This window comes from Saccharopolyspora oryzae (genome assembly GCF_027853915.1).
Classification (GTDB): domain Bacteria; phylum Actinomycetota; class Actinomycetes; order Mycobacteriales; family Pseudonocardiaceae; genus Saccharopolyspora; species Saccharopolyspora oryzae.
This window is the reverse complement of the sequence record NZ_JAQGLA010000002.1, coordinates 104,946-131,029: the sequence shown is the minus strand read 5'-3', so window position 1 is coordinate 131,029 and position 26,084 is coordinate 104,946. Positions and strand designations below refer to the sequence as shown.

Below are 26,084 nucleotides of genomic sequence, written 5' to 3'. Positions count from 1 at the left end.
CCTCGGCGGGAAGGAGAGCGGGTCGATGCTTCCGCTGGAAGGCGTGACCGTGGTGTCCCTGGAGCAGGCGGTCGCCGCCCCGTTCGCCACCCGGCAACTGGCCGATCTCGGCGCGCGGGTGATCAAGGTGGAGCGCCCCACCGGGGACTTCGCCCGCGGCTACGACACCTCGGTGAAGGGGCTGTCCAGCCACTTCGTGTGGCTCAACCGCAACAAGGAGAGCATCGTCCTGGACCTCAAGGCCGAGGCCGATCGCGAGGTCATGGACAAGCTGCTGGACCGCGCGGACGTGTTCGTGCAGAACCTGGCGCCCGGCGCGGCCGCGCGACTCGGCCTGGGCGCGGCCGAACTGCGGGAGAAGAACCCGCGGCTGATCGTGTGCGACCTGTCCGGGTACGGGAGTTCCGGGCCGTACCGCGACAAGAAGGCCTACGACCTGCTGATCCAGTGCGAAACCGGGCTCGTGTCCATCACCGGCAGTCCCGACGAGCCGGCCAAGACCGGCATCTCGACCGCGGACATCGCGGGCGGCATGTACGCCTACACCGGCATCCTCACCGCGCTGTACGAGCGCGAGCGCACCGGGCAGGGCACGGCGTTCGAAGTGTCGCTGTTCGACGCGCTGGGCGAGTGGATGGGGTTCCCGTACTACTACTCCTACAGCGGCGCTGCTCCGGCGCGGGCCGGGGCGCGGCACGCGGCCATCGCGCCCTACGGGCCGTTCGCCGCGGGCGACGGCGGGAAGGTGTTCCTCGGCGTGCAGAACGAGCGGGAGTGGGTGAAGTTCTGCGAGCAGGTGCTGGAACAGCCGGAGCTGGCCGGTGATCCGCGGTTCGACGCCAACCCGAAGCGGGTGGCGAACATCGTCGAGCTGGGCGTCGCCATCGAGGCGGTGTTCGCGTCGATGAGCAGCGCGGAGATCGAGCAGCGGCTGGAGCGGGTCGGCATCGCCAACGCCCGGATGCGCACCGTCGCCGAGTTCGCCGACCACCCGCAGCTGGAGGCCCGGGACCGCTGGCGCGAGGTCGACTCCCCGGCCGGACCGCTGCGCACCCTGCTGCCCCCGGTGACGGTGCCGGGGCGCGAGCCGCGGATGGATCCGATCCCGGAGGTCGGCGAGCACACCCGGGCCATCCTCGCCGAGCTCGACGGCCACCCCGAACCGCCCCGCGACTGAGGAAGACCCCAGCGGGCGGAGCGCGCGGTGGTGCGCCCCGCCCGGTGGGGTCAGAGGTGGCGGCCGCCGGTGATCTCCAGGACGCAGCCGGTCATGTAGGAGGACAGGTCCGAGGCCAGGAACAGCACCACGTCGGCCACTTCGGACGGTTCGCCCGCGCGCTGCATCGGGATCTCCTGCAGCTTGGCGTTCCAGACGTCCTCGCGCAGCGCCGCGGTCATGTCCGTGCGGATCAGACCCGGCTGCACCGCGTTGACCCGCACGCCCTTGTGCGCGACCTCCTTGGCCGCGGCCTTGGTCAGGCCGACGATGCCGGCCTTGGCCGCGCTGTAGTTGGTCTGGCCGATCATGCCGACCTTGCCGGAGATCGACGAGATGTTGACGATCGCTCCGCTGCCCTGCTCGCGCATCACCGCCGCCGCGGCCCGGGTGCCCAGCCAGGCGCCCTTGACGTGCACGTCCAGGACGGCCTCGAAGTCGTCGAGGCTCATCTTGCGCATGGTGGCGTCCCGGGTGATGCCCGCGTTGTTCACCATCACGTCCAGCGAACCGAACTCGCCGGTGGCGGCCTCGACCGCCGCCTGCACCGCGTCCGGATCGGTCACGTCGCAGTCCACGCCGAGCGCAGGTCCGTCGAGTTCGTCCGCGGCCTTGCGGGCCTGCGCGCCGTCGATGTCGGCGAGCACCACCTTCGCGCCGTGAGCGATGAAGTTCTCCGCGATGGCGAACCCGATCCCCTTCCCACCGCCGGTGATCACCGCGACCTTGTCCTGCAGCATCAAATCCTCCTTCAGAGCGCGCTTTCGGTGCCGAAGATCGCGGTGACCTGGCTGGACAGCACGCCACCGTTGCCGTGCGCCAGCGCGATGCCGGCGCCTTCGACCTGGCGTGCGCCGCACTCGCCGCGCAGCTGGCGCACCGCTTCGATGATGGTGAAGATCCCGTACATGCCGGGGTGGCAGTAGGAGAGCCCGCCGCCGTTGGTGTTCACCGGCAGCTTGCCGCCCGGCGCGATGCGGCCCTCCGAGACGAACGAGCCGCCCTCGCCCTTCGCGCAGAACCCGAGGTCCTCCAGGAACAGGACCGGGTTGATGGTGAAGGCGTCGTAGAGCTCCACCACGTCGACGTCCTGCGGTCCGAGCCCGGCCATCGCGAACGCCCGCTCGCCGGACTCGGCCGCCGCGGTGACCGTCAGGTCCGGCATCGCCGAGATGCTGCGGTGCGAGACGGCTTCGCCCGCACCGAGCAGGAACACCGGCTTGCCGGGCCGGTCGCGGGCACGATCCGCGCTGGTCAGCACCACCGCGCCGCCGCCGTCGGTGACCAGGCAGCAGTCCAGCTTGGTCAGCGGATCGCTGATCATCCGCGCCGCCAGCACGTCCTCGCGGGTCAGCGGATCGCGCGCGAACGCCACCGGGTTGAGCTGCGCCCACTGGCGCGCGGCCACGGCCACGTCGGCCAGCTGCTCGCGGGTCGTGCCGTACTGGTGCATGTGCCGCGCGGTGGCCATCGCGTACATGCTGATCGGGTGGCGGGCCCGGTAGGGCGCCTCGTACGGGTTCGGCTTGGACGGCGAGACCAGGCGCCCGCCGTCGGAGCGCTGGGTGCTGCCGTAGACGATCAGGGCCGTCTCGATCGCTCCAGCACTGATCGCTGCCGCCGCGTGCAGCACGTGCGAGACGAAGGAACTGCCGCCGATGGTCGAACCGTCGACGTACTTCGGCCGGATGCCCAGGTATTCGGCCGTGTCCATGCCCGACATCGGGTAGTAGGAGGAGGCGGTGAACAGTCCGTCCACATCGGACTTGTCCAGCCCGGCGTCGGCGAGCGCGCGCACCGTCGCCTGCCCGGCCAGGTCCAGCGGGGTCAGCCCCGGTGCTACCTGCCCGAGATCGGATTCGGCCACACCGACTACAGCGGCCCTACCGCGCAAGCTCATCACGACACCTCCCGGAACACGGCGACGGGTTCCCCGTCCTGCTCGACAGCGGCGAACTCGACGCGGGACCCGATGACCACCCGATCGGCGTCGACGCCCTCGACCCGCGACATCATCCGGAAACCCTCGTCCAGATCGATCAGCGCGACGTTGTGCACGCCGTCCCGGCCCCGCACCGCGGTGGTGGAGTAGACCGTTCCGAGTCCGCTGCTGCGCTCCCAGCCCAGCTCGTCGCTCCCGCACCCCGGGCACAGCACCCGGGGCTGGAACACCGCGGCGGAGCACTCCCGGCAGCGCTGGAACCGCAGCTCACCGGCCGCCAGCCCTTCCCGGAACACGCTTTCCGGCGCCTCGACGAGAGGCGTCACTTCACTCATCCCTCCACACCTTCCTTGGATCCGATCAGTCCGCGGGGGTCAGCACGGCGAGGCAGTCCACGGCGATGACGCCCTTGCCCGCCTCGTCGAGCAGCAGCGGGTTCACGTCGAGTTCCGCGATGTCCTCGGCGAGGTCGTGGGCCAGCCAGGACAGGCGGGCGACCGCGTCGGCCGCGGCGTCGAGGTCTCGCGGCGGTTTGCCGCGCACTTCGCCGAAGAGCCGGCTGCCGCGCAGCGAGAGCAGCAGGCGTTCGGCGGCGTCGGGGTCGAGCGGGGCCACGCCGACCTGGCTGTCGGCGAGGACGTCCACCAGGACACCGCCGAACCCGACCACCACGACCGGGCCGAACGCGGGATCGTGCTTGAGGCCCACGATGAGCTCGGTGCCGCCGCCGGCCATCCGCTGCACCAGCAACCGGGCATCGGGATCACCGGCCGTCTTGGCGATGTCCAGCAGATCTCCAGCCGCCGCAAGGATTTCCGCGTCGCCGGTCAGGTTCAACCGCACCCCGCCGATGTCGGACTTGTGCCCGATGCGGTCGGACAGCAGCTTCACCGCCACCGGGCCGCCGAGGTCGTGCGCGGCGGCGACCGCGGCATCGGGCGTGGCGGCGGGGAACGCCCCCGCGCACGGGATGCCGTAGGCGGCGATCAGGCGGCTCGACTCGTGCTCGTCGAGCTGGGTGCGGCCCTGCGCCCGGACGTCCTCGACGATCGCGCGGACCACCTTGTCGTCGATGTCGGCCGGGCGTTCGGGCGCGGGCAGCGGCGGGCGCAGGCTGAAGTCCGCGAGCTTGCTCAGCGCCGCAGCCGCCCGGCCGGGATCGGTGAAGCACGGGATGCCCAGCTCCTGCAGCCGCCGGCGGGGACGTCCGCTGCCACCGGTCCACACCACCACCAGCGGCCGGTCGGTGCTCCGGAACGCCTGCTCGATCGCGTCGATCAGCTGCGCGGACGCGTTGTCTGCGTTGCCCAGCAGCACCGCGATCATGTCGGTCCCCGGGTGCTGCACGGCGACCTCCAGACCGCGTCGCAGCAGGTCGGTGTCGCTGATCAGCATCGCGGTCAGGTCGATCGGGTTGCGCGGTGAACCGTAGGGCGGGATCACCTCGGCCCCGCCGGTCAGCGACAGCGTGCTGAGCCGGCGACCGCGGGTGCGCCGCCCGTTGGCGAACACCTGCGCGGTGTCGAGCAGCTCCTCCTGCCCGGCGAGCCGGACGATCCCGTGCTGGCGGGCCGCGCCGTCGAACACGGCGTCCTCCCCGGCCAGCGAGGCGGTGTGCGACTGGGCCGCGCGCGCCCCGGCCTCGGAGCTGCCGACCTTCACCACCAGGATCGGCTTGTCCAGCTCGTGCGCCCGGCGCGCCACCGACATCAGCTCGTGGCCCTGGTGCACGCCTTCGAGGTAGGCCATCAGCACCTCGACCCCGTCGGTCTCCAGCAGGCCGCCGAGCACCTCGGCCACCGACAGGTCGGCTTCGTTGCCGGTGTTGAGGAAGTGCGAGATGCCCAGCCCGGCCTGCTGCGCCGCGCTGAAGATGAACGTGCCGAAAGCACCGCTCTGGCTGACGAAGGCCACCGGCCCGCCGACCAGCTCGGCGCTCTCGTCCATCGCCGAGGTGAACGTCGGCATCGCGCGGTCGCGGACGTTGAACATGCCGAGGCAGTTCGGCCCCAGCACCCGGATGCCGGTCTCGGCGATGACCGCCTCCAGCTGCTGCTGCAGCTGCTCGCCGCGCTCGCCGATCTCGGCGAAGCCGGACGCTCCGACGATCGCCGCGGGGATGCCGCGCGCAGCGCAGTCGCGCAGCCCGTCGACGACCTTGTCCGCGGGCAGCATCACCATGGCCAGGTCGATCTCGCCGTCGATCTCGTCCAGGCTGCGGTAGGCGGGCAGGCCCTGGACCTCGGAGCGGCGGGCGTTGATCGGCAGCAGGCGACCGGCGTAGCCGAACCGCTTCATCAGCTCGATCGGCCGCCCGGACAGCTTGATCGGGTTGTCCGAGGCGCCCAGGACGGCGATCGACCGCGGGTGCAGCAGTCGCTGGATCGCGGAGTTGGCGACCACGAATTCCTCCTCGCAGCGGGAAACGGGTGGAGTGCTCGGGTGTCCGGTTCCGCAAATTCCATTGAAATCGGACGTGCGATTTCAATGGAATTTGCGGAACGACGGGTCAGGAGAACTGGCGGAGGAGCTGCTTGGCGATGATCAGCTTCTGGATCTCGCTGGTGCCCTCGTAGATGCGGAAGACCCTGGCGTCGCGGTAGAAGCGCTCCGCCGGAACCCCGCGCATGTAGCCGGAACCGCCGTGCACCTGCACCGCCCGGTCGGCCACCCGGGACACCATCTCGCTGCAGAACAGCTTCGCGCACGACGGGGCCAACCGGGTGTCGGCGCCGGAGTCGTACTCGCGCGCGGCCTCCAGCACCATCGACCGCCCCGCGTAGTACTCGGCCTGCGATTCGGCCAGCAGCGCCTGCACCAGCTGGAACCGGCTGATCGGCTCGCCGCCCTGCTCGGCCTGGGCGGCGAAGCGCACCGACTCCTCGACGATCCGGCCGGCCAACCCGACGCAGATGGCCGCGATGTGCAGCCGACCGCGGGTCAGCGACGACATCGCGGCGCTGAACCCGGTGCCCTCCTCGCCGCCGACGAGCGCGGAGGCGGGCACCCGCGCGTCGTCGAAGAACACCTCGGCGGTGTGCGCCCCGGCCTGCCCCATCTTCGCGTTCGGCGGCCCGATCCGGACCCCGTCCAACCCGGTCTCGACCAGGAACACCGAAATGCCCTTGTGCGCCTCGACGTTCGAGTCGGTCCGCGCGAACACGACCAGCACGTCGGCGTGCGGAGCGTTGGTGATGAACCGCTTCGCCCCGGACAGCACGTATTCTCCCCCACTCTCGGCTTCGCTCGAGCGGGAGGTGCCCCCCTCGTCCCGGACCGCCTTGGTCTTCACCGAGCTCGGATCCGATCCCGCGCCGTCCTCGGTGAGCGCGAAGGAAGCGATCGCCTCCCCGGCGGCCAGCCGCGGCAGCCACCGCTTCTGCTGCTCCTCGGTGCCGTACTTGACGATCACCTGACCGGCGATGCCGTTGTTGGTGCCGAACATCGACCGGAACGCCGGGACCGCGTACCCGAGCTCCATCGCCAACCGGACGTCCTCGCTCATCGACAGGCCCAGCCCGCCGTGCTCCTCCGGCAGCGCGAAGCCGAACAACCCCATGCCCGCGGCGGCCTCGCGCAACCGCTGCGGGATCGCATCGGTCCGCTCGATCTCGTCCTCGGCGGGCACCACCTCGCCGCGGACGAAGTCGCGCACCGTGCGCAGCACGTCGTCGAACACGTTCGGATCCATCCAGGTCACCAATCACTCGTCACTTGCTCGAACTGTTGCGACTTCGGGGACTTCCGCGACCGCGCGCGCGGAGCGGGTCAGCAGGACTCGGACGCCCACCAGCGACATCAGCACGGTGACCAGCGCCCAGCCGATCACCGGCAGGATCGAATCGAAGGTGGTCAGCAGCAGCTGCCCGATCATCGGGGTGGTGCCGCCGAGCAGCGTCCCGGCCAGGCCGTAGGACAGCGAGATCGCGGTGTAGCGCACGCGCGCCGGGAACGCGTCGGCCAGCACACCGGCGAGGATCGAGTAGAACATCACGTGCGGCAGCGTCGCGAGCACCATGCCCACCACCGACCAGGCGAAGCTGCCGGTGCTGATCAGCAGGAACATCAGCGGCATCACCGGGAGCTCGGCGACCAGCAGGACCGTGACGATCTTGCGGGTGCCGAACTTGCTGGCCAGCACGGCGCCGAAGGGCTGCACGAAGAACTGCACGATGCTGGCGATGAGCACCACGGTCATGAACGTCTCGCGCTGGAAGCCGAGCTCGTTGGTCGCCCACGACACCGCGAAGGTGTTCTTGAAGTACGACGCGGAGAACACGATCGCGCAGGCGAACACGCCGAGCACCACGAGCCCGGTGTGGTGGCGGAAGGTGTCCAGCAGCGGGAACTTGGCGACCTGCCCGGTCTCCTTGAGCTTGGTCAGCTGCGGCGACTCCTCGATGCTCAACCGGATCACCAGGCCGAGCACCACCAGCACCGCCGAGGCCAGGAACGGGATGCGCCAGCCCCAGCTGTAGAAGTCCTCGTCGGGCAGCTGCGAGACGAGGGTGAAGGCCAGCGAGGACAGGATCTGCCCGGACGGCGAGCCCTGCTGGGCCCAGGAGCCGGAGATGATGCTGCGGCCCTTCGGGGCGTGCTCGGTGGCGATGAGCACCGCGCCGCCCCACTCGCCGCCGACGGCCAGGCCCTGCACGACGCGCAGCAGCACCAGCAGGATCGGCGCCGCGATGCCGATGGTGGCGTAGGGGGGCAGCAGGCCGATGCCGACGGTGGTGAAGCCCATCAGCAGCAACGTGATGATCAGCGCCTTCTTGCGGCCGACCCGGTCGCCGAGGTGCCCGAAGACGATGCCGCCCAGCGGGCGGGCCAGGAAGCCGACCCAGAACGTCGCGAACGACACCAGCACGCCGATCGCGGGGGTGACCACGGGGAAGAACAGCTTGCCGAACACCAGCGCGGAGGCGGTGCCGTAGATGTAGAAGTCGTACCACTCGATGCTGGTACCGACGAACGACGCGATACCGGCCTTGCGGCCCATTCTCTCCTGTTCAGAAAGACGTCTCATCGCATTGGCTCCGTCTCCACCGAAGGCGGGTGCCTGCCGGATTGCAGGGCGAAACCCGTTGGCGCACCGGCTGATTCATCATCGCGGCGGCCGGGGCCCACGGGCGCCGCACTGCGATCCCGGTGCCTCGAAGCTAGGTCAGCGAATGTGTTCCGTCTAACACCAAAATCGGCTAGGTTTGATTCGTCGGCGCGACATTATGCGCGCTGACCTGGGCAAAGGTGCTCGTGGTCGGGAGGTCGGGCTTGGAGCTGCGCCACCTGCAGGCGTTCGTCGCCGTCGCCGAGGAGCTGAACTTCCGGCGCGCGGCGGTCCGGCTGCACATGTCCCAGCCACCGCTGTCCCAGCAGATCAAGCGCCTGGAGCACGAGGTCGGCGTGCCGCTGCTGCGGCGGACCACGCGGCAGGTCGCGCTCACCGCGGCGGGGGAGGCGTTCCTGCGCGAGGCGCGCAAGACGCTGGAGTCGGCGGAGGCGGCGCCGAAGCTGGCCAGGCAGGCCGCCGCCGGGGAGATCGGGGTGGTGCGCCTCGGGTTCAGCGGGCAGACCTCGTACCAGGTGATGCTGCTGATCGTGCGCAAGTTCCGGGAGCGCTACCCGGACGTGCGCTTCGACATCGTCAGCCCGCTCTACGGCGGTGAGCTGGTGGACCGCATCCACCAGCAGGAGATCGACGCCGGGCTGCTGCGGCTGCCGGTGCCGCTGGAGGGGCTGAGCGTGCGGGAGCTGGAGCAGCACCAGCTGGCGGTGGCCCTGCCCGACAACCACCGGCTGGCCGACGGGCGCAGCGTCGGGGTGGCCGACCTGCGCGACGAACCGGTGATCAGCTACCCGACGAACCGGGGCTCGGTGGTCAACCAGCTGGTGCAGGCCGTCTGCCTGCGCCACGGCTTCAACCCGAACTTCGTGCAGGAGGCGCCGGACACGCACACCATCCTGTCCCTGGTGGGCGCGGGTTCCGGCGTCGGTCTGGTCCCGGCGACCGCGGCGCACCTGAAGGTGCCGGGCGTGGTGCTGGTCCCGGTGCACGACGCGCCGCCGGTGCCGCTGGCCCTGGTGTGGCGCGAGGGCGATGCGAACCCGGCGCTGGCGGGGTTGGTCGGCCTGCTCGACGAGGTCGTGGCCGAGCTCTAGTTCCCGAGGCAAGAGCGACCGCGGTCACTCCCGACCCGTTGCTCCGCATGTCTGTCCATTGTGGAGTTACTGGCGAGTTTTCCGCCGTTTTCCGGGAATTCGCTAAGTGTGGTGCAGTCCACTCGCGTTCGGCGTAACTCCGCCGCGGCGCGCGGCGACAACCACGGTGGACAACCGATCAACGCTGATCGGTCGAAACATCTGAACAGAGGAGGTCTCTGGTGGCTGCCGACCGACCGGAGAGTCGGGCTTGGTGGATCTGGAGCGCGGCGGTGATCGCCTATCTCGCCGCGGTTTTTCACAGGGGCAGCTTGGGGGTTGCCGGGACGCAGGCGCTGGACCGCTTCGACGTCGGTCCGGCCGCGCTGAGCGCGTTCACGGTCCTGCAGGTCGGCATCTACGCCGGGATGCAGATTCCCACCGGATTGCTGGTGGACCGCTTCGGTTCCCGCCGGGTGATCACCGTCGCGGTGGTCCTCCTCGGGACCGGGCAAGTGCTTTTCGCCGTCGCCGACACGTACGCGATGGGCTTGGCGGCCCGCGCGGTGCTGGGTCTGGGCGACGCGCTGATCTGGGTGAGCATCCTGCGGCTGGTGGCCTCGCACTTCTCCGCCCGCCGCTACGCACTGGTGGCAACGGTGTCCAGCGCGCTGGGGGCGCTGGGGGGCGTTGCGGCCACGTTCCCGCTCGCGATGGCGTTGCAGAACCTGGGGTGGACCGCGACGTTCCTGCTGGTGGGAGCGCTGACGCTGGGGTACGCGGCGGTGACCGGAACGGTCGTGCGCGACGCGGCGCCCGCTGGCGGCCAGCCGCGCCGAAGCGCGCCGGTGCTCCAGCAGGTGCGCAACGCCTGGTCGGTGCCGGGCACCCGGCTGGCGTTCTGGACGCACTTCTGCACGTTGTTCGCCTCCGGCGCGCTGACGCTGCTGTGGGGCTTCCCGTACCTGGTCAACGGGCTCGGGGTGCCGGCATCGACGGCGAGCGTGGTGCTCAGCCTGCTGATCATCGGCCAGGTCGTCGGCGGCCCGGTGGTGGGCGCGCTGATCGGCCGCCGGCCGGAGTGGCGGATGTGGATCGTGATGGGCTACCTGGTGGTCAACGCGCTGTCCTGGGTCGTCCTGCTGGCCTGGCCGCAGGGTCACCCGCCGATCGCGGTGATCGCGGCGGCGTTCTTCGTCTTCGCCCTGGGCGGCCCGGTTTCGTCCGTGGCCATGGTCCTCGTGCGCGACTTCAACCCGGTGCACCAGGCCGGCACCGCGACCGGCCTGGCCAACGCCGGTGGCCACTCGGCGACGGCGCTCGGCGTGCTGTGCGTGGGCCTGGTCCTGGACCTGGCGCAGGGCATGCCGAACGGGGCGGACTACCGGGTCGCGATGCTGGCCCTGGTGGGGCTGCTGCTGCTCGGCGCGTCCCGGACGGTGGTGTGGTGGCGCCGCGCCCGCGCGGAGGTCTTCGCGGCGGAGGCGCGGGGCGAAGGAGTCCCGGTGGTCCTCACCCGGCACCGCTGGGACCTCCGGATCCAGCGCCAAGCAGTCCCGGCGTAACCCGTCCAGGTGGGGCGCCGTCCGCGGAACGACCAAGCGGAAGGCGCCCCACCTGCGCTTTCTCCGCAGCCATCGCCCGGGGCGGTGTCAATTTCGTGCGAAATCGGCACGCCCGGTCCTACGGTCGGCGGCCCGCGCGGCGGAGCACCCGGTGTTGGCGGGTCTCGGCGGTCGGCGGCTGCGCGGGAGCTGCGAAGTGCTCGTACGTGCGGTTCTGGTCCAGCGGGCCTTCGGTCACGCCGGTGTAGAGGTGCTCGAAGTTGTCGTCGATCCATTCGACCAGCTGCGGGTCGAGGTCTTCGGGCTCTCCGGTGGCGCGGGCGAGGTCCCAGGTGTGCACCACCGTGTCGGCGATCAGCAGACCGAGCAGCTTGCGGCCGTCGGCCGGGCCGAAGGGGTAGTCCACCTCCCGGTCCAGGGCGCCGGGTTCGGCGAAGGCGGCCAGGCACTCCTCGGCCGCGGTGCGGAACAGCCCGGCCGGATCGTCGCCGAGCGAGTTCTGCTCGCGGATGGTCAGGAACTCGTCGCTGGTGCCGCCGTGCAGGAGCATCCGGTAGATCACGTTCGCCTGCACCAGGTGGCTCACCAGCGCGCGCACGTCCCAGTCCGCGCACGGCGTCGGGGCGGTCCACTGCTCCGGCTCGACCGATCCCACCAGATCGGCGAAGTCCTCGTTGGTCCGGCGGAGGTGCTCGAACAGCACGTCGTCGGCATTGCGCATGGACGCATCGTGGTGCGCGGGACTTGCCGGTGTCCGGCGGGAATCGGCCGTCGCAGGGTCAGAGCACTGTGGACAGGTGCCAGGGGACGAACTCCTCCTCGCCGTAGCCGAGCTCTTCGCTCTTGGTCTCCTCGCCGGAGGCCACCCGGAGGATGTGGTCGAAGATCTGCGCACCCATCTCCGCCACGGTCAGCTCGCCGTCGGCGATGACACCGCAGTTGATGTCCATGTCGTCGCTCATCCGGTCGTAGAGCGGCGTGTTGGTGGCCAGCTTGATGCTCGGCGCGGGCTTGCAGCCGAACGCCGAACCGCGGCCGGTGGTGAAGCACAGCAGCTGCGCCCCGCCGGCGATCAGCCCGGTGGCGTTGACCGGGTCGTAGCCGGGCGTGTCCATGAACATCAGGCCCCGGTCGGTGATGGGCTCGGCGTACTGCAGGACGTCGACGAGGTTGGTGGTGCCGCCCTTGGCCGCCGCGCCCAGCGACTTCTCCAGGATCGTGGTCAGCCCGCCCGCCTTGTTGCCGGGGGAGGGGTTGTTGTTGATCGAGCTGTCGTCGATCTGGACGTGCTTCTCCCACCAGGCGATCCGGTCCACCAGCTTCTCGCCGACCTCGCGGCTGACCGCGCGCCGGGTGAGCAGGTGCTCGGCGCCGTAGATCTCGGTCGTCTCGCCGAACACCGCCGTGCCGCCGTTGCGGATCAGCAGGTCCGCTGCCGCGCCCAGCGCGGGGTTGGCCGTGATCCCGGAGTAGGCGTCGGACCCGCCGCACTCCATGGCGAGGATCAGCTTGTCCGCGGACACGGTCTGGCGCTGGAAGGCGTTGGCGATCGGCAGCATCTCCTCGATCCGCCGGACTCCTTCGGCCACCGTCTTCTTGGTGCCGCCGAGCTCCTGGATGGTCATGGCGTGCACCGGCATGCCCGGCGGTAGCCGCAGGTCCTCGGTGAGGCTCTTGACCTGGTTGACCTCGCAGCCCAGGCCGATCACCAGCAGTCCGGCGATGTTGGGGTGCCCGGCGTAACCGCGCAGCGCGCGCCGCAGCACCTCGAAGCCCTCGTTGCCCTGCCCGCTGTGCCCGCAGCCCAGCGTGTGCGTCAGCGGGCAGATCCCGTCGACGTTCGGGTAGTCGTCGAGCACGCCGGAGGCCTCGATGCGGCGGGCGATCATCTTCGCCGCGGTCGCCGAGCAGTTCACCGAGGTCAGCACCGCGAGGTAGTTGCGGGTGCCGACCCGGCCGTCGGGGCGCACGAAGCCCTGGAAGGTGGCGCGCTGCGCGCTCGGCACGTACTCGGTGGGCACCACGTCGGCGCCGAACGCGTGCTCCCGGTGGAACTCCTGGTAGTCGACGTTGTGCGTGTGCACGTGCTCGCCCGCGGTGATGGGTCGGGAGGCGAATCCGATGATCTGGCCGTACTTGCGGACCGGCGCGCCCCGCGCGATGTCCACAGTGGCCAGTTTGTGCCCGCGCGGGACCTCGTCGGGCACGTGCAGCCCGGCGTAGGTGCCCGGCGCCACGTCGGTTCGGGCGATGAGGACCGAATCATCGGCGTGCAGGCGGAATCCCAACTCATCCAGCGACGGCAACCGGACCACCCTCACTTCACGGTTATGAAGATATTTCCACGTAGTGAATCCGATGCTAAACAGCCGACCACGGCTTGTCACGGCGTGCGGATACGCCGATCCGGTGTCAGCTGCCGCGAGAGCGCAGGCGGCGGAGCATCCGCGAGTCGGTGAAGCCGACGGCGCGCGCGGCAGCGTCGGTGGTCGCGCCCTGCGCGAGCAGGTGCTCGGCGCGCTCGATGCGCAGCGCCTGCTGGTAGCGCAGGGGCGTCAGCCCCGTGGCGTGCGCGAAGGAGCGCGTGAGCGTGCGCTCGCTGCAGCCCGCGGCAGCGGCGAGCTCGGCGAGCGGGAGCGGTTCCGCGAAGCGGGCGTCGATGAGGTCCTGGACGCGGTGCACCGCGTCGTTGAGGTGCGCGCGGTGGCGCAGCATCGCGCTGGCCTGCTGGTCGTCGCCGTTGCGGCGGGCGTAGACGACCATGTCGCGGGCGACCTTCGCCGCTGCCCCCGGGCCGTGGTCGGTGGCGACCAGGTGCAGTGCGAGGTCGATGCCGCTGGCGATCCCGGCGGAGGTGGTGATCCGGGCGTCCTCGACGAACAGCACGTCGCGCACCACGGTCGCGGTCGGGTACCGGCGGGCGAGTTCGTCCTGCAGGTCGTGGTGGGTGGTGCAGCGCCGGTGGTGCAGCAGCCCGGCCTGCCCCAGGGCGTCCGCCCCGGAGCAGACGCTGGCCACCGCGCCACCGGCGTCGTGGTGCGCGCGGAGCCGCTCGGCGGAGGCTGCGTGCAGCCGCGGCCAGTGCGGCGGATCGGGCACCCTCGAACCCGGCACCAGGACCAGGTCGTCCGGGGTCAGCTCCGGCCACTCGGCGTCGGCGTGCAGCGGAAGTCCTTGTGCGCTCACCACGTTCCCGCCCTGGCCGACGTAGGACAGGGTGTAGTCGTGGCCGTGGTTGGCCGCGGTGGAGAACACCTGTGCGGGACCGGCGAGGTCGAGCAGGTGCAGCCGGGGCAGCAGCAGGAAGACGATGCGTCGCACGATCGCCCCAGCCTACGTGTCGTGAGCACTTCGGGGTGCAATGGCGCCGCGAAGTGCTCACGAGCCCGGCCGCTCAGAACAGGAAGGCCATCACCTGGATCGGGATCATGGCGATGATCGAGGCCGCCGAGACGGTGAGCGTGACCGACTTCAGCGCGCCCCGGGTGGTCTGGGGCAGCAGGGTCTGCAGGAGCCAGAACGTGTTGCTGGTGGCGTGGATGACGAACAGCGAGCCCGCGCCCGCCGCCAGCGCGACGAAGATCGGGTCGATGCCCAGCATCGGCATCACCGGGCCCAGGACACCGGCCGCGGTGATCGAAGCGAGCGTCACCGAGCCGACGGCGATGTGCAGCACCGCCGCCACCGCCCAGACCAGCAGCAGCGGGACGAGCGTGTTGGTCGTGAAGTAGTCCTTCAGCAGTTCGCCCAGACCGACGTCCTTGACCGTCTGCGCCAGCGAACCGCCGACACCGGTCAGGATCAGGATCTGGCCGCTCTCGTGGAAGCCGCGCTTGAACGCCGTTTCGGTCTGCTCCTTGGGCAGCTTCCAGCGGGCGATGGCCAGCGCGCCGATCACGCCGATCAGCAGCGCGATGACCGGGTCGCCGAGGAAGTCGACCACCGGGGAGCTGAACTCCAGCATCTCGGCGATCGCCCCGACGGCGATCAGCACCAGCGCCAGCAGCAGCGGGGCCATCGACAGGGCCAGCGGCGGGAACTTCCGGTCGGCCTCGGCCTCGGGCTCGACGTCGGCGACCGGGAGTTCCTCGGTCTCGTCCAGCTTCGGGTTCCACAGGCCGCGCTTGGCCAGCGCGGTGAACAGCGCGAGCGTGGTGATGATGGTGAACACGGCGGTGATGGCGCCGAAGATGAACATCTTGCCGAACGGCAGGTTCAGCACCCCGGCCAGCGCGACCGCGCCGACACCGGGCACCACGAACACCAGGCCGACCTCGATGCCCAGCGCCATCGCCGCGCACATCCGCGCGGCGCCGTGCGGGCCGATCTGCCGGGACAACCGGCTGGCCAGCGGTGCGGTGATCACCAGCAGCACGTCGGCGAAGATCGACTGCAGCACGGTGCCGACCGTGGTGCCGAAGGCGTAGGGGAGGGTTTTCGGGCCGAAGATGCGCACCAGGCGCTCGACCAGCTGCTCGATCGCGCCCAGCGACGCCATCAGCGAGCCCAGCAGCACGCCGAAGGCGATGAGCAGCCCGACCTCGGTCATCAGGTCGCCGAAACCGGTGGTGATGGACTTGATCGTCTGCTCCGGCCCCAGGCCTGACACCAGGCCCAGGTAGATCGCGCCGAGGACCAGCGCGATGGCCGGGCTGATCTTGACCCGGAGGATGAGCACCACGACACCGACGATGGTGATCGCGGTGTTGGCGAAGACTGCGATGTCCGACATTCGAAGCGTCCGATTCGTCGGGGCCGGCGCGGCCGACTCCAGCTTGTGCCGCGGACAGGGCTCTTTCCCGCCGGGGAAGAGTTGTGCTCGACCGGCGGGGACGAAGGCGGACCGGCACAGCATACACACGGCCGCGAGGTGATCAAGGCCGTCGCCAGCAGGGCGTTCGGCGGCTGTCGGTGGGGTGCGCGATGATGCCGGGCATGGGTGTGGCCAGCAGTCGGTTCTTGCGGATGGTCGACGGACTCGCCGACGTCGAGCAGGGCGAGGGGCGCGATTACACGTCCTTCAGCGTGCACGGCAAGGGCTTCGGCTACTACTGGCCGCGCACCAGCACGGTCGGCCTCAAGCAGACCCTGTCCGAGCAGATCGCGCTGGTCTCGGAGCGGCCTGAAGTGTTCGAGATCCAGTTCACCGCCGGTGGTTTCGGCTGGGTCGTGGTGCACCTGCCCAAGATCGACGCCGACGAGCTCGAAGAGCTGGTCTACGAGGCGTGGCGCCTCTCCGCACCCGACTACCTCGTCGAGGCCAACCCCCTGCGCTGATCCCCGCTCCCACGCAAATTCCATTGAAATCGAAGGTCCGATTTCAATGGAATTTGCGTCGTGGTGCCCACCCCAGGAACATCTATGTGTCCATTGTGGACAGATATGGTCGCGTTGAGTGACCGGGAGTTGTCGGTCGGTAGTCGATCCGCGAGGTTTCCATCAGGGCTGGTCGATCGGGCCTTGTGCGGGCGGATTCGGGCGGCTACGTTCGCTGCTTGTCAGTTTTGGGAAGAGTTTCCCAAATAGTGGCACAGCAGGGCTCGCGGAGGCGGACACCTCGTGGCCCGCGGGCGCTCACATCGCCCCGCCACCAACGCACTTGACAACAGGAGAGGACCGATGACGTCCACGGGACACGGCCCGCTGACCGGGATCCGGGTCGTCGAGCTGGGCAACTTCATCGCCGCGCCGACCGCGGGCCGGATCCTGGCCGAGTTCGGCGCCGACGTGATCAAGGTCGAGCGGCCGCGCACCGGGGACGAGCTGCGCAGCTGGCGCCTGCACGGCGGCGACGTGTCGCTGCTGTTCCGGGCCATGGCGCGCAACAAGCGCTCGATCACCCTGGACCTGCGGTCCGACCGCGGGCAGGACATCGCGCGGCGGCTCATCGGCGGCGCCGACATCGTCCTGGAGAACTTCCGGCCCGGCACCCTCGAGAAGTGGGGGCTCGGCCCGGACGAGATCCGCGCGATCAACCCGGAAGCGGTGCTGGTGCGGATCTCCGGATTCGGCCAGACCGGCCCCTACCGGGAGCGCCCCGGCTTCGGCGGCGTCGCCGAAGCCTTCGGCGGAGTGCGGCACCTGACTGGTTACCCGGGCCTGCCGCCGGTGCGCACCGGGGTCAGCCTGGCCGACTCGGTCGCCGGGCTCTACGCGGTGATCGGTGCGCTGATGGGGCTGCTCCGCCGCCGCGCCGGCCAGCCGGGCGAGACCGTCGACGTCGCGCTGTACGAGGCGATCTACTCGCTCATGGAGTCCTCCGTACCCGACTTCGACGCCTTCGGCGTCACGCGGGAAGCCACCGGTCCGACGATCCCCGGCGTGGTCCCGTCCAGCACCTACCAGTGCGCGGACGGCAAGTACGTGGTCGTCGGCGGCAACAACAACGCCATCTTCGGCCGGTTCATGCGGCTGATCGACCGCCCGGACCTGGCCGAGGACCCGCAGCTGCAGACCAACGTCGGCCGGGTCGAGCGCAGCGACGAGATCGATGCGGCGATCAGCGCCTGGACCGCGACCGCCGACAGCGCGCGGATCCTGGAGCTGCTCGCGGAGGCGTCCGTCCCCAGTGGACCGATCTACGACGTGCCGGACATCGTGGCCGATCCGCACTACGCGGCGCGCGGCATGCACGAACGCCACGAGGTGCGCATCGAGCAGGACCAGACCCGCGAGGTCCTGTTCCCCGGCATCGTGCCCAAGCTCTCCGAGGAACCGGGCCGCACCCGCTGGCTCGGCCCGGAACTGGGCGCGCACACCGGCGAAGTCCTCGGCGAACTGGGGATCTCGCCCGAACAAGCCGCTGACCTGCGGGCCGAAGGAGTGATCTGAATTGGTGCTCATCACCGAGGTTTCGCTGCGCGACGGGCTGCAGATCGAACCGGTCGTCGTGCCCACCGCGGACAAGATCCGGTTCGGGGAGCTGCTGGTCGACGCCGGGTTCCGGCACCTGGAGATCGGATCGTTCGTCAGCCCGAAGCGGGTGCCGACGATGGCCGACACCGCCGAGGTCGTCGCCGGGCTCGCCGATCGGCCCGCGACCTTCCACACGCTCGTGCTCAACGAGCGCGGTGCGCAGCGCGCGGTCGAGGCCGGGGTGAAGAACGCGCGGCTGGTGATGTCGGCCAGCGAAGGCCACAGCACGTCGAACTCCGGTGTCAGCACAGCGGAAGCGATGCAGCGGCTGGCCCGGTCGGCGGAGATCCTGCACGACGCCGGCGTCAGCACCGAGGGGTGCATCGCGACGGCGTTCGTGTGCCCGTTCGACGGTGACACCCCGGTCGAGCGCGTGGTCCGGGTCGCCCGGCACTACGAGGAGATCGGCGTCGACGTGCTGCACCTCGCCGACACCATCGGCGCAGCTTCGCCCGGCGACATCAACCGGGCGGTCACCGCGGTGCGCGACGTGTTCCCGATCGAGCGGATCGGGCTGCACCTGCACAGCACCTACGGCATGGCCGACGCCAACGCCTGGGAGGCCTACCGCTGCGGCATCCGGCGCTTCGACGCCGCGCTCGGCGGACTCGGCGGCTGCCCCTTCGCGCCGGGCGCGACCGGCAACATCGCCGCCGACGACCTGATCCACCTGTTCCACCGGGAAGGCATCGACACCGGCATCGACGTCTCCAAGCTCGGCGAGCTGCGCGAACACCTCGCCGGACTGGTCGGGCACGCGCTGCCGTCGGCGCTGGCGAAGATCCCGGCCGCACCGGCCGAAGTCCGGCGGTAGGCCATGGGCGAAGCGTTCACCACGGGTGTCGGGGTGCTGGACCGGTCGGTGGCGATCCTCGACTGCGTCGAGATCAAGCCCATGGGCACCAGCGAACTCGCCAGGACCCTGGGCCTGACCACGTCCACCGCGCACCGGCTGGCCACCGCGCTCGTCGCGCACGGCCTGCTGCGACGCGACAGCGCGGGCTGCTTCCACCTCGGCTCGCGGTTCGCCACCTCGCGGCTGACCGAAGCGGCACGCCCGGTGCTGGTGGAACTGGTTGCTGCAGTGGGGGAATCCGCGCAGCTGTGGGTGCGCCGCGCGGACCACCGGCTGTGCGTGGTGAGCATCGAGTCGGCGGAGGAGCTGCGCGCGAGCCAGCCCGTGGGAAGCCTGCTCCCGCTGCCGCACGGATCGGCGGCGCAGGTCCTGCTCGGTGAGCGGGATCCGGAGGGCCACGACTGGGTGGAGAGCGTGGGAGCCCGGGCGCCGGGTGTCGGATCGGTCAGCGCACCGGTGCGCCTGCACGGCGACATCGCCGCAGCGGTCTGCCTCTCGGCCCCGACCCAACGCCACCCCAGCCCCGGCCAGAGCTTCGGAGCCGACGTGGTCGCCGCAGCGGCCCGCATCGAATCCGCGCTGAAGAAGGTCTAGCTCTTCCGGCGCACCATCTCGTTGATCCAGATGGGTGCGAACGGAGACGTGCAGTTCGGCGGGGTCGGGTAGTCCTTGAGCACCTCCAGGCGCTCGCCGATGTCGAGCGCACGGGCGCGGTGCTCGGCGTGGTCGATCCCGATCTGGGCCAGGCAGCTGTTCATCGCCCACTGGAGGCGGTCCGGGGCGTCCTTCATCTCCGCCTCGATGACGTCGAGCAGGCCGTCGAGGTCGAGCCCGTCGGGCTTCTTCGCCACGCGTTCGGTGGTCAGCGCCCAGCCGGCGCTGGCGACCACCGGGTCCGGATCCGAGGTCCAGGCCAGCCGCAGCTCCTCGGCGTGCGGGCTCTTCTTCACCACGTAGTTCACGAGCCAGTCGTGCACCTTGGGCGTGCGCGCCTCGCGCAGCATGGCGTCCAGCTCGTCGCGCTCGAAGGCCTTCGGCCGGCAGATCAGGGTCGCCAGCAGCCTCGCTGCGGAGTCACCCGTCGCCCACAGCTGCTGCGCGAGTTCCTGCTGCGTCTTCAGCTGCTTGGCGAGTGCCCGCAGCTTGCTGAGGTTCACACCGTGATCGTCACCGTGCTTCTCGTTGACCTTGCGCGCCTTCGGATCTTCGAGCGCGGCCAGCTCGGCCATCACCTCGGTCACCGCGGTCCCAACCACCCAAGCCTCCTGTCCACCACGTGGGAGGTCCACCCTATGCGAGACCACGATGCCCGAGGCGACGACGAACCGCCCGACCAAGCCCCGGCGCCAGGTCAACCGATTTTCCGCAGTTTCAATTGAAACTGCGCTCGGGCCCGGGGCAGGACCGCAGTTTCAATTGAAACTGCGGTCCGGGACCCGGCGCGGGGGACGCAAATTCAATGGAAATTGGACGTCTGAATTCCATTGAATTTGCGGGACGGAGCCAGCGCAGGCCGGGCTGGGCGGGCAGATCTGGTCAGGTCGGATTGCCGGTGAGCTCGGCGACGGTGCGGATGGTGGCGAAGCGACCGGAGAGGGCGTACTCGGTGCGGGCGATGATCTCCTCGCTGTGCAGGGTCCGGGGGTCCGCCAGGAGTTCGGGCACCGTCAGGTCGGCCGGGGCGTCGCGGTGGGGGATCGGGTTCGTCGCCGTCGCATCGGTCACGAACGTGACGTCGTAGCCGAGGTCGGAGGCGACGCGGGTCGTCGTCTCGCAGCACTGCTCGGTGCGGATGCCGGATACGCTGAGCTCGCGGATCCCGCGCTGCGTCAGCAGCTGGTGCAGGTTCGTGGTGGTGAAGGCGTTGTGCGAGGTCTTGTTCAGCAGCGGTTCGCCCTCGGCGGGGACGAGTCCGTCCTGCAGGACGTTGTGCCCGTTGACCGGGTCGAACACGCCACCGGTGCCCGGTTCGTTGTGCAGCACCCAGACCACCAGGTCGCCTTCGGCGCGGGCGAGGTCGACCAGGCGGTTGACGCGGGTGACGATGTCGGGGTTGGAGATGGCCTGCCACAGCGGGCGCTGCCGGAAGGATTCCTGGACGTCGACGACGAGGAGTGCTTTGTTCACGTCGACGAGTCTCGTCGCCCGCGCCGCGACCGGGAAGGCACGATCACGGCGCGAGGCGGAACGATCCGGTCAAGCTAGACGGCCGGGTTGGCCACCGCGGTCAGCGTGCTGAACCCGATCGGCCCCTTCGCGTCGTGGAACGTGCAGCTGCCCGCCGCGACGCCGTCCTCGCTCAGGTGGCCGGTCGCCTCGACGCCGATGGCCTCGCTCAGCGGCAGGCGGGAGAGGGTGAGCGTGTAGTCGGCGTTGATGAACTCGAGCTTGCCGTCCTCGCCGAAGTTCACCACCGGGCTGGCGAAGTCGCCCGCGATCGCGACCCGCACGAGCGGCGACATCGACTCGCCCGCCACCAGGTCGCACCGGTCCCGCACCCAGGCGCGGCGCGGACCGCTGCTGCGCCAGTCCTCGGTGGGGTTGCCGTCGGAGTCGAGGATCCAGACGTCGAACGGCGGCGGCCAGCCGTCGGAGTCGGTGCGCGGCGGCCCGATCTCCTCGGGCGCCGGAGCATCCCAAGGCGGAGTGCTCGACACCGCGCCCGCGGGCTGCTCGCCGCGGCGCAGCAGCACCGCGCTCGCCCGCGCGACCGGGGTCTCACCGGAGAACACCGTCGCATCGGCGACCCGGATCCGGCGCCCGTCGCGCACGCGCTGCGTTTCCACCCGCACCGGTGCGAGCTTGGTGTTGCGGAACAGGTCGACGGTCAACCGGCTGAAGTGCAGACCCGGCTCGCCGTGCTCGCGCTCCAGGGCCCTGGCGAGCAAACCGCCGAACAGGCGCCCGTGCATCATGTCCGGCGCCCACGGGCTGTTCGCGTGCGCAGCGGGGACGAGGTGGTCCCCGCCCGGGCTGAAGAACGGTCCCAGATCAGAGGTTCCGGCCATCGATCCTCCCAAGTTCCCAACACATCCCGCGCCCAGCACCCTACGACAAGCCCCGGACGCCGGAGCGCCGTCGCGGTGAGGCCTTCGTCATCCCGATTGAGCGGTTCTAGGCCTTGACGGGGTGAGCGACAGTTTCCGTTGACTCGTCCCCTTCGTCCCCGAACAGCGCTTGTTCCGCTGGTGACGGCGTGGTCAACTCGCTCGGCAATTCCGCACTCAGGGATGGGCGGTCTCATGGCGATGTTCGCGTTACGGGGCGCTGGTCGCTCGAAGTGGTTGACCGGCGCAGCCGCGCTGCTCGTGTCCTTGCCGATGCTCGCGGTACCCCAGGCGGCCGCGGCGCCGTCGTGCGACCCGTTCACCCCACCAGCGGTGGACGATTCGGTGCCGACGGCGCGCGACGTCCTGGGCATCGACCTCGGCGAGCGGGAGGTCACCTCGGAGGAGTCCGACACCTACCTCCAGGCCCTCGCCGACAAGAGCCCGAAGGTCGTCGACGGCACGCTGGCCACTTCGGTGGAGGGGCGTCCGCTGCACTACGCGGTGGTCGGCCAGGAGAAGTGGGTGAATCCTGGAGCGCTGCAGAACATCGGCAAGCAGCTCAACGCGTTGCGCGACCCGAAGACGCCGGAGCCCGTCGCGCAGCAGATCGTCCGCGACACCCCAGCCGTCCTGTGGCTCGGCGGGAACGTGCACGGCAACGAGGAGAGCGGCACGGACGCCGCGCTGCGCGTGCTCTACGAGCTGGCCGCCCGCACCGACTGCACCGCGCAGACGATCCTCGACAACGCCATCGTCGTGGTGCTGCCGACGCAGAACCCGGACGGGCGCGAGGCCGACACCCGCCGCAACGCCAACGGTTTCGACATGAACCGCGACTGGTTCGCCCGCACCCAGCCCGAGACCGAGGGCAAGCTGGAGAAGCTGCGCGAACTGCCGCCGCAGATGTTCATCGACGCCCACGAGATGGGCAGCAAGGGCTACTTCTTCCCGCCCAACGCCGACCCGGTCTACCACGACATCGGGGAAACACCGCTGACCTGGGTCTACGACGTGTACGGCCCGGCGATGCAGCAGGCCTTCGGCCGGTTCGGCATCCCGTACTTCAACGGCCGCTCCTACGACCTGATGTACCTCGGCTACGGCGACACCGTGCCGCTGACCGGCTTCAACGCGGCCGGGATGACCTTCGAGAAGAACTCCGAGGACCCGATTCCCCAGCGGCTCCAGGAGCAGTACACCGCGATCTGGTCGACGTTGATGGCCGCCGGTGCGCAGGACCAGCAGCTGCTCGCCGAGTGGCGCGCCGAGCACCTGGAGGCCAACCGGCAGGGCGCGGCCGGTGAGCTGGAACCGAACCAGCTGTACTGGAACGACGGCGAGATCACCAACCCGGTGCCCGACGTCAAGGTCAAGCACTACTTCCTGCGCACCGACGACCCGGCGAAGGCCGCCGAGGTGCAGCGCCTCGCGCGGCGGCTGCAGCGGATGGACGTCGACGTCTACCGGCTGACCACGCCGCTGGAGGTCCCGGACTACACCGAGTACGGGCGAGCCGAGCAGTCGACGACGCTCCCGGCCGGGACGTTGTGGATCCCGATGGCGCAGGGCCAGAAGCACTGGGTGCAGGCGATGCTCAACGAGAACAGCTACGTGCCGTTCCCGTACTTCTACGACGTCACGGCCTGGAGCGGCCCGTTGCTGGAGAACGTCAGCGGCGGACGTTCGGGCACCGACCTGCAACCGCGCGCGATGCCACTGCCGGAGCAGGCAGAACCGGCAGCGCGACCGGTCGCCGGCGCCCCGCGCACGGCGGTCTGGCAGATCTCCAACAGCGGCGCGGCGACCGAGTCGTCGGGCTGGCTGCGCTGGTGGCTGGGCGATCAGAAGATGGACTTCGGCGACGTGGCCGCCGACCAGATCGCGGCCGGTGCGCTGGCCGACTACGACGTGCTGGTGGTCCCGAACGGTTCGGACCAGGAGGCCTTCGACTCGCTCGGCGAGCAGGGCCGGGCGGCGCTGACCGAGTGGGTCCGCGGCGGCGGAACGCTGATCGCGTTGCGGGACGCCTCGCGGCTGGCGACGCGCCTCGGGCTCACCTCGGCGACCTACGCCGAACCGACCTCCGACATCCCCGGCGCGCTCGTCCGGATGCAGGTCGACCCGGACAGCCCGTTGGCCGAGGGAGTGGGCGAGACCGCTTGGGCGATGTACGAGTACGACGCGGTGTGGTCGGCCCCGGCCGAGTCGTCGGTGGCGAACTTCCCCGCCGAAGGCGACCCGGACTGGTACATCTCCGGGTTCGCGGCTGCTCCCGAGCAGCTGCACGGCAAGACCGCGGTCGTGGACGAAGCGTCCGGCAGCGGCCGGGTGGTGCTGTTCGGCTTCGACCCGAACTACCGCGCCTTCACCAACGGCACGGCGAAGCTGCTGCGCAACGCCATGACCGGACCGAAGCCGGCGAACGCGCCCCAGGCGGTCGCGAAGGCCGTCGAGGCGCCCAGCGCTGCAACGCCGGACCGGATGGTCCTCTCGGTGCGGCCGGCCGTCGCCGACCAGGTGCAGCGGCTGCTCGCCGAGCGCGGCGCGAACACCGAGGTGGTGCGCGGCGCGGACGTGGTGCGCTTCAAGGTCGACCTCGGCGGGATGAGCCCCGACGAGCACCCGTGGGCGCGCAGCGTCGCCGACCAGGTCGCCGGTTTCGGCCGCGAGGTGGTGGCGATCAGCTTGCCGTGACGGCGGCGTGGCCAGTTCCCGACGTTCACCGCCGCGACGGTCGTTCGTGATCTGCTCGATGCCCGTGATCGGCAGAATCCGGCCCGTTGTCCGATTCGCGGAAGGAGCAGTGAATGCCAGGGAAGTTCAATCGCCGCAAGGTGTTGGGCATCGGTGGTGCGAGCGCGGCCGCCGTCCTGCTGGGCACGGGAGCCTGGAGCAGTGCGGCGGCCGGCGTGCGGCTGCGCGGCGAGTACCCGTTCTCGCTGGGTGTGGCCTCCGGAGATCCGCTGCCCGGCGGAGTGGTGATCTGGACCCGGCTGGCCCCGGAACCGTTAGCGGCCGACGGTTCCGGGGGAATGCCGGCGAAACCGGTGGAGGTGCAGTACGAAGTCGCCACCGACGAGCGGTTCCGCGATGTGGTGCAGCGCGGTTCGGCCACCGCGACCCCGGAGCTCGGGCACTCCGTGCACGCCGAGATCTCCGGTCTGGAACCGGGCCGCGACTACTTCTACCGCTTCCGGGCCGCCGGCGAGCTGAGCCCCGTCGGCCGGACCAGGACCGCGCCCGCCGCTGCGGCCGCGCTGACTTCGCTGTCCTTCGCCTTCGCGTCCTGCCAGAACTGGAGCGCGGGCTTCTTCACCCCCTACGAGCACCTGGCCGCCGAGGACCTCGACTTCGTGGTGCACCTCGGCGACTACATCTACGAGTACGACCAGACCGACAACAAGCGGGGCATCGCGCTGGGCTCGGAGTTCAAGTCGGAGACCCAGACCCTGGACCGCTACCGCCTGCAGTACTCGCTGTTCAAGACCGATCCGAGCCTGCAGGCCGCGCACGCGGCGTTCCCGTGGATCACCACGATGGACGACCACGAGGTGGACAACAACTGGGCCGGTGACATCTCCCAGGACGACGACGACCCCGAGGTGTTCCGGAAGCGAAGGGCCGCGGCGTTCCAGGTGATGTACGAGAACCTGCCGCTGCGGCGCACCGCGCTGCCCGACGGCCCGCACGTGCGCCTGCACCGCCGGTTGGCGTTCGGCGACCTGGCCGACCTCACCATGATCGACACCCGCCAGTACCGCGACGACCAGCCCTGCGGTGACGGTTCGAAGTACGACTGCGACGAGCGGCTGGACCCGGACCGCACGATCCTCGGCGAGCAGCAGCGGCAGTGGCTGCTGGACGGCTTCTCCGGGAGCCGTTCGCGCTGGCAGATCATCGGCAACCAGGCCCCGATGGGCGAGACCGACCTCGACGCGGGCCCGGAGAAGAAGCTGTTCATGGACCCGTGGGACGGCTACGTGGCGGAACGCAACGCGGTGCTGGCGGGCGCGACCGAGCGCGGGGTGCGCAACCTGGTGGTGATCACCGGTGACCGGCACCAGAACTACGCCTGGGACCTCAAGAGCGACTTCGAGGACGCCGCCTCGCCCACGGTGGCCAGCGAGTTCGTCGGCACGTCGATCACCAGCGGCGGAGACGGCGCGGACATGACCGACGAGGGCCGAACGATGCTCGCGGCCAACCCGCACATGAAGTTCTTCAACTCCCAGCGCGGTTACGTCCGCTGCACCCTGACACCGGAGCTCTGGCGCAGCGACTACCGGGTGGTCCCGTTCGTCGAACGCCCCGGCGCGGAGATCTCGACCCGCGCCACCTACGTGGTCGAAGACCGCCACCCCGGGGTCAAACCAGCCTGACCCGTTCCCGCCACCGGCGCTTC

Annotated in this window: 22 protein-coding genes; 9 read left to right on the top strand and 13 right to left on the bottom strand. The window is 70.3% G+C overall.

Translation table 11 applies throughout. The features are described from left to right. Positions 1-25: 25 nt before the first annotated feature. The gene (locus tag OU415_RS01900; protein WP_270946733.1) at positions 26-1,177 is read left to right on the top strand and encodes a CaiB/BaiF CoA transferase family protein; all 1,152 of its coding nucleotides are present in this window, start codon (positions 26-28) and stop codon (positions 1,175-1,177) included. A 50-nt stretch (positions 1,178-1,227) separates the two neighbouring features. Here the strand turns inward: OU415_RS01900 and fabG are convergent, their stop codons facing one another. The 6 genes from fabG to OU415_RS01870 all read right to left on the bottom strand — a co-directional run bounded on the left by fabG (position 1,228) and on the right by OU415_RS01870 (position 8,157). Next, positions 1,228-1,956 carry a 3-oxoacyl-ACP reductase FabG gene (gene fabG / locus OU415_RS01895; RefSeq protein WP_270946732.1) on the bottom strand — a complete coding sequence of 243 codons (729 nt, stop codon included), beginning with the start codon at positions 1,954-1,956 and terminating at the stop codon, positions 1,228-1,230. Between the two features lie 11 nt (positions 1,957-1,967). Continuing rightward, positions 1,968-3,116, bottom strand: coding sequence for a thiolase (locus tag OU415_RS01890; protein WP_270946731.1), 1,149 nt, complete (start codon positions 3,114-3,116; stop codon positions 1,968-1,970). Next, the gene (locus OU415_RS01885) at positions 3,116-3,493 is read right to left on the bottom strand and encodes a Zn-ribbon domain-containing OB-fold protein (protein WP_270946730.1); all 378 of its coding nucleotides are present in this window, start codon (positions 3,491-3,493) and stop codon (positions 3,116-3,118) included. The genes OU415_RS01890 and OU415_RS01885 overlap by 1 nt, the downstream gene beginning before the upstream one ends. Positions 3,494-3,518: 25 nt before the next feature. Beyond that, the gene (locus tag OU415_RS01880; protein WP_270946729.1) at positions 3,519-5,561 is read right to left on the bottom strand and encodes an acetate--CoA ligase family protein; all 2,043 of its coding nucleotides are present in this window, start codon (positions 5,559-5,561) and stop codon (positions 3,519-3,521) included. Between the two features lie 106 nt (positions 5,562-5,667). Next, a complete protein-coding gene (locus OU415_RS01875) occupies positions 5,668-6,849 on the bottom strand; it encodes an acyl-CoA dehydrogenase family protein (RefSeq protein ID WP_270946728.1) in 1,182 nt (393 codons plus the stop codon). A gap of 12 nt (positions 6,850-6,861) precedes the next feature. Then, complete coding sequence (locus OU415_RS01870; RefSeq protein ID WP_270946727.1) at positions 6,862-8,157, bottom strand: MFS transporter; 1,296 nt, start codon at positions 8,155-8,157, stop codon at positions 6,862-6,864. A gap of 254 nt (positions 8,158-8,411) precedes the next feature. Between OU415_RS01870 and OU415_RS01865 the strand changes: the two genes are divergently transcribed. Together OU415_RS01865 and OU415_RS01860 are read left to right on the top strand one after the other, a co-directional pair. Beyond that, complete coding sequence (locus OU415_RS01865) at positions 8,412-9,317, top strand: LysR substrate-binding domain-containing protein (RefSeq protein ID WP_270946726.1); 906 nt, start codon at positions 8,412-8,414, stop codon at positions 9,315-9,317. A 221-nt stretch (positions 9,318-9,538) separates the two neighbouring features. Continuing rightward, a complete protein-coding gene (locus tag OU415_RS01860) occupies positions 9,539-10,861 on the top strand; it encodes an MFS transporter (RefSeq protein WP_270946725.1) in 1,323 nt (440 codons plus the stop codon). Positions 10,862-10,979: 118 nt separating this feature from the next. On the opposite strand, the gene OU415_RS01855 is transcribed toward OU415_RS01860, so the two are convergent. The 4 genes from OU415_RS01855 to OU415_RS01840 all read right to left on the bottom strand — a co-directional run bounded on the left by OU415_RS01855 (position 10,980) and on the right by OU415_RS01840 (position 15,593). Continuing rightward, positions 10,980-11,582, bottom strand: coding sequence for a TIGR03086 family metal-binding protein (locus tag OU415_RS01855; protein WP_270946724.1), 603 nt, complete (start codon positions 11,580-11,582; stop codon positions 10,980-10,982). A gap of 58 nt (positions 11,583-11,640) precedes the next feature. Next, positions 11,641-13,176, bottom strand: coding sequence for a UxaA family hydrolase (locus OU415_RS01850; protein ID WP_270946723.1), 1,536 nt, complete (start codon positions 13,174-13,176; stop codon positions 11,641-11,643). Positions 13,177-13,273: 97 nt separating this feature from the next. Further along, entirely contained in the window at positions 13,274-14,182 is a 909-nt protein-coding gene (locus tag OU415_RS01845; protein ID WP_270946722.1) for a GlxA family transcriptional regulator, read from the bottom strand. 73 nt (positions 14,183-14,255) lie between these two features. Next, the gene (locus OU415_RS01840; RefSeq protein WP_270946721.1) at positions 14,256-15,593 is read right to left on the bottom strand and encodes a GntP family permease; all 1,338 of its coding nucleotides are present in this window, start codon (positions 15,591-15,593) and stop codon (positions 14,256-14,258) included. 203 nt (positions 15,594-15,796) lie between these two features. On the opposite strand from OU415_RS01840, the gene OU415_RS01835 reads away from it, so the two are divergent. The 4 genes from OU415_RS01835 (at position 15,797) to OU415_RS01820 (ending at position 19,226) form a co-directional block, all read left to right on the top strand. Continuing rightward, positions 15,797-16,138, top strand: coding sequence for an MmcQ/YjbR family DNA-binding protein (locus OU415_RS01835; protein ID WP_270946720.1), 342 nt, complete (start codon positions 15,797-15,799; stop codon positions 16,136-16,138). Between the two features lie 342 nt (positions 16,139-16,480). After that, on the top strand, positions 16,481-17,692 hold the full coding sequence (locus tag OU415_RS01830; RefSeq protein ID WP_270946719.1) for a CaiB/BaiF CoA transferase family protein: 1,212 nt from the start codon (positions 16,481-16,483) through the stop codon (positions 17,690-17,692). A 4-nt stretch (positions 17,693-17,696) separates the two neighbouring features. Further along, complete coding sequence (locus OU415_RS01825) at positions 17,697-18,590, top strand: hydroxymethylglutaryl-CoA lyase (protein WP_270946718.1); 894 nt, start codon at positions 17,697-17,699, stop codon at positions 18,588-18,590. A gap of 3 nt (positions 18,591-18,593) precedes the next feature. After that, the gene (locus OU415_RS01820; protein ID WP_270946717.1) at positions 18,594-19,226 is read left to right on the top strand and encodes an IclR family transcriptional regulator; all 633 of its coding nucleotides are present in this window, start codon (positions 18,594-18,596) and stop codon (positions 19,224-19,226) included. On the opposite strand, the gene OU415_RS01815 is transcribed toward OU415_RS01820, so the two are convergent. The 3 genes from OU415_RS01815 to OU415_RS01805 all read right to left on the bottom strand — a co-directional run bounded on the left by OU415_RS01815 (position 19,223) and on the right by OU415_RS01805 (position 21,640). Further along, positions 19,223-19,861: a DNA alkylation repair protein gene (locus tag OU415_RS01815; RefSeq protein ID WP_270946875.1), complete on the bottom strand. Its 639-nt coding sequence runs from the start codon at positions 19,859-19,861 to the stop codon at positions 19,223-19,225. The genes OU415_RS01820 and OU415_RS01815 overlap by 4 nt on opposite strands. A 307-nt stretch (positions 19,862-20,168) precedes the next feature. Next, positions 20,169-20,759 (bottom strand): cysteine hydrolase family protein, encoded by a 591-nt coding sequence (locus OU415_RS01810; protein WP_270946716.1) that lies wholly within the window; start codon positions 20,757-20,759, stop codon positions 20,169-20,171. A gap of 74 nt (positions 20,760-20,833) precedes the next feature. After that, positions 20,834-21,640 (bottom strand): thioesterase family protein, encoded by an 807-nt coding sequence (locus OU415_RS01805; protein ID WP_270946714.1) that lies wholly within the window; start codon positions 21,638-21,640, stop codon positions 20,834-20,836. A gap of 240 nt (positions 21,641-21,880) precedes the next feature. Between OU415_RS01805 and OU415_RS01800 the strand changes: the two genes are divergently transcribed. Together OU415_RS01800 and OU415_RS01795 are read left to right on the top strand one after the other, a co-directional pair. Then, on the top strand, positions 21,881-24,376 hold the full coding sequence (locus OU415_RS01800; RefSeq protein WP_270946713.1) for a M14 family zinc carboxypeptidase: 2,496 nt from the start codon (positions 21,881-21,883) through the stop codon (positions 24,374-24,376). A gap of 113 nt (positions 24,377-24,489) precedes the next feature. Continuing rightward, positions 24,490-26,061, top strand: a complete 1,572-nt coding sequence (locus OU415_RS01795) for an alkaline phosphatase D family protein (RefSeq protein WP_270946712.1) — start codon at positions 24,490-24,492, stop codon at positions 26,059-26,061. Positions 26,062-26,084 lie beyond the last annotated feature (23 nt).

Excerpts from the sequence above, each read along its gene's own strand:
- OU415_RS01900 (WP_270946733.1), top strand. The coding sequence starts at position 26 with ATGCTTCCGCTGGAAGGCGTGACCGTGGTGTCCCTGGAGCAGGCGGTC.
- fabG (WP_270946732.1), bottom strand. The coding sequence starts at position 1,956 with ATGCTGCAGGACAAGGTCGCGGTGATCACCGGCGGTGGGAAGGGGATC.
- OU415_RS01890 (WP_270946731.1), bottom strand. The coding sequence starts at position 3,116 with ATGAGCTTGCGCGGTAGGGCCGCTGTAGTCGGTGTGGCCGAATCCGAT.
- OU415_RS01885 (WP_270946730.1), bottom strand. The coding sequence starts at position 3,493 with ATGAGTGAAGTGACGCCTCTCGTCGAGGCGCCGGAAAGCGTGTTCCGG.
- OU415_RS01875 (WP_270946728.1), bottom strand. The coding sequence starts at position 6,849 with ATGGATCCGAACGTGTTCGACGACGTGCTGCGCACGGTGCGCGACTTC.
- OU415_RS01870 (WP_270946727.1), bottom strand. The coding sequence starts at position 8,157 with ATGGGCCGCAAGGCCGGTATCGCGTCGTTCGTCGGTACCAGCATCGAG.
- OU415_RS01855 (WP_270946724.1), bottom strand. The coding sequence starts at position 11,582 with ATGCGCAATGCCGACGACGTGCTGTTCGAGCACCTCCGCCGGACCAAC.
- OU415_RS01840 (WP_270946721.1), bottom strand. The coding sequence starts at position 15,593 with ATGTCGGACATCGCAGTCTTCGCCAACACCGCGATCACCATCGTCGGT.
- OU415_RS01835 (WP_270946720.1), top strand. The coding sequence starts at position 15,797 with ATGGGTGTGGCCAGCAGTCGGTTCTTGCGGATGGTCGACGGACTCGCC.
- OU415_RS01830 (WP_270946719.1), top strand. The coding sequence starts at position 16,481 with ATGACGTCCACGGGACACGGCCCGCTGACCGGGATCCGGGTCGTCGAG.
- OU415_RS01820 (WP_270946717.1), top strand. The coding sequence starts at position 18,594 with ATGGGCGAAGCGTTCACCACGGGTGTCGGGGTGCTGGACCGGTCGGTG.
- OU415_RS01815 (WP_270946875.1), bottom strand. The coding sequence starts at position 19,861 with ATGGCCGAGCTGGCCGCGCTCGAAGATCCGAAGGCGCGCAAGGTCAAC.
- OU415_RS01805 (WP_270946714.1), bottom strand. The coding sequence starts at position 21,640 with ATGGCCGGAACCTCTGATCTGGGACCGTTCTTCAGCCCGGGCGGGGAC.
- OU415_RS01800 (WP_270946713.1), top strand. The coding sequence starts at position 21,881 with ATGTTCGCGTTACGGGGCGCTGGTCGCTCGAAGTGGTTGACCGGCGCA.
- OU415_RS01795 (WP_270946712.1), top strand. The coding sequence starts at position 24,490 with ATGCCAGGGAAGTTCAATCGCCGCAAGGTGTTGGGCATCGGTGGTGCG.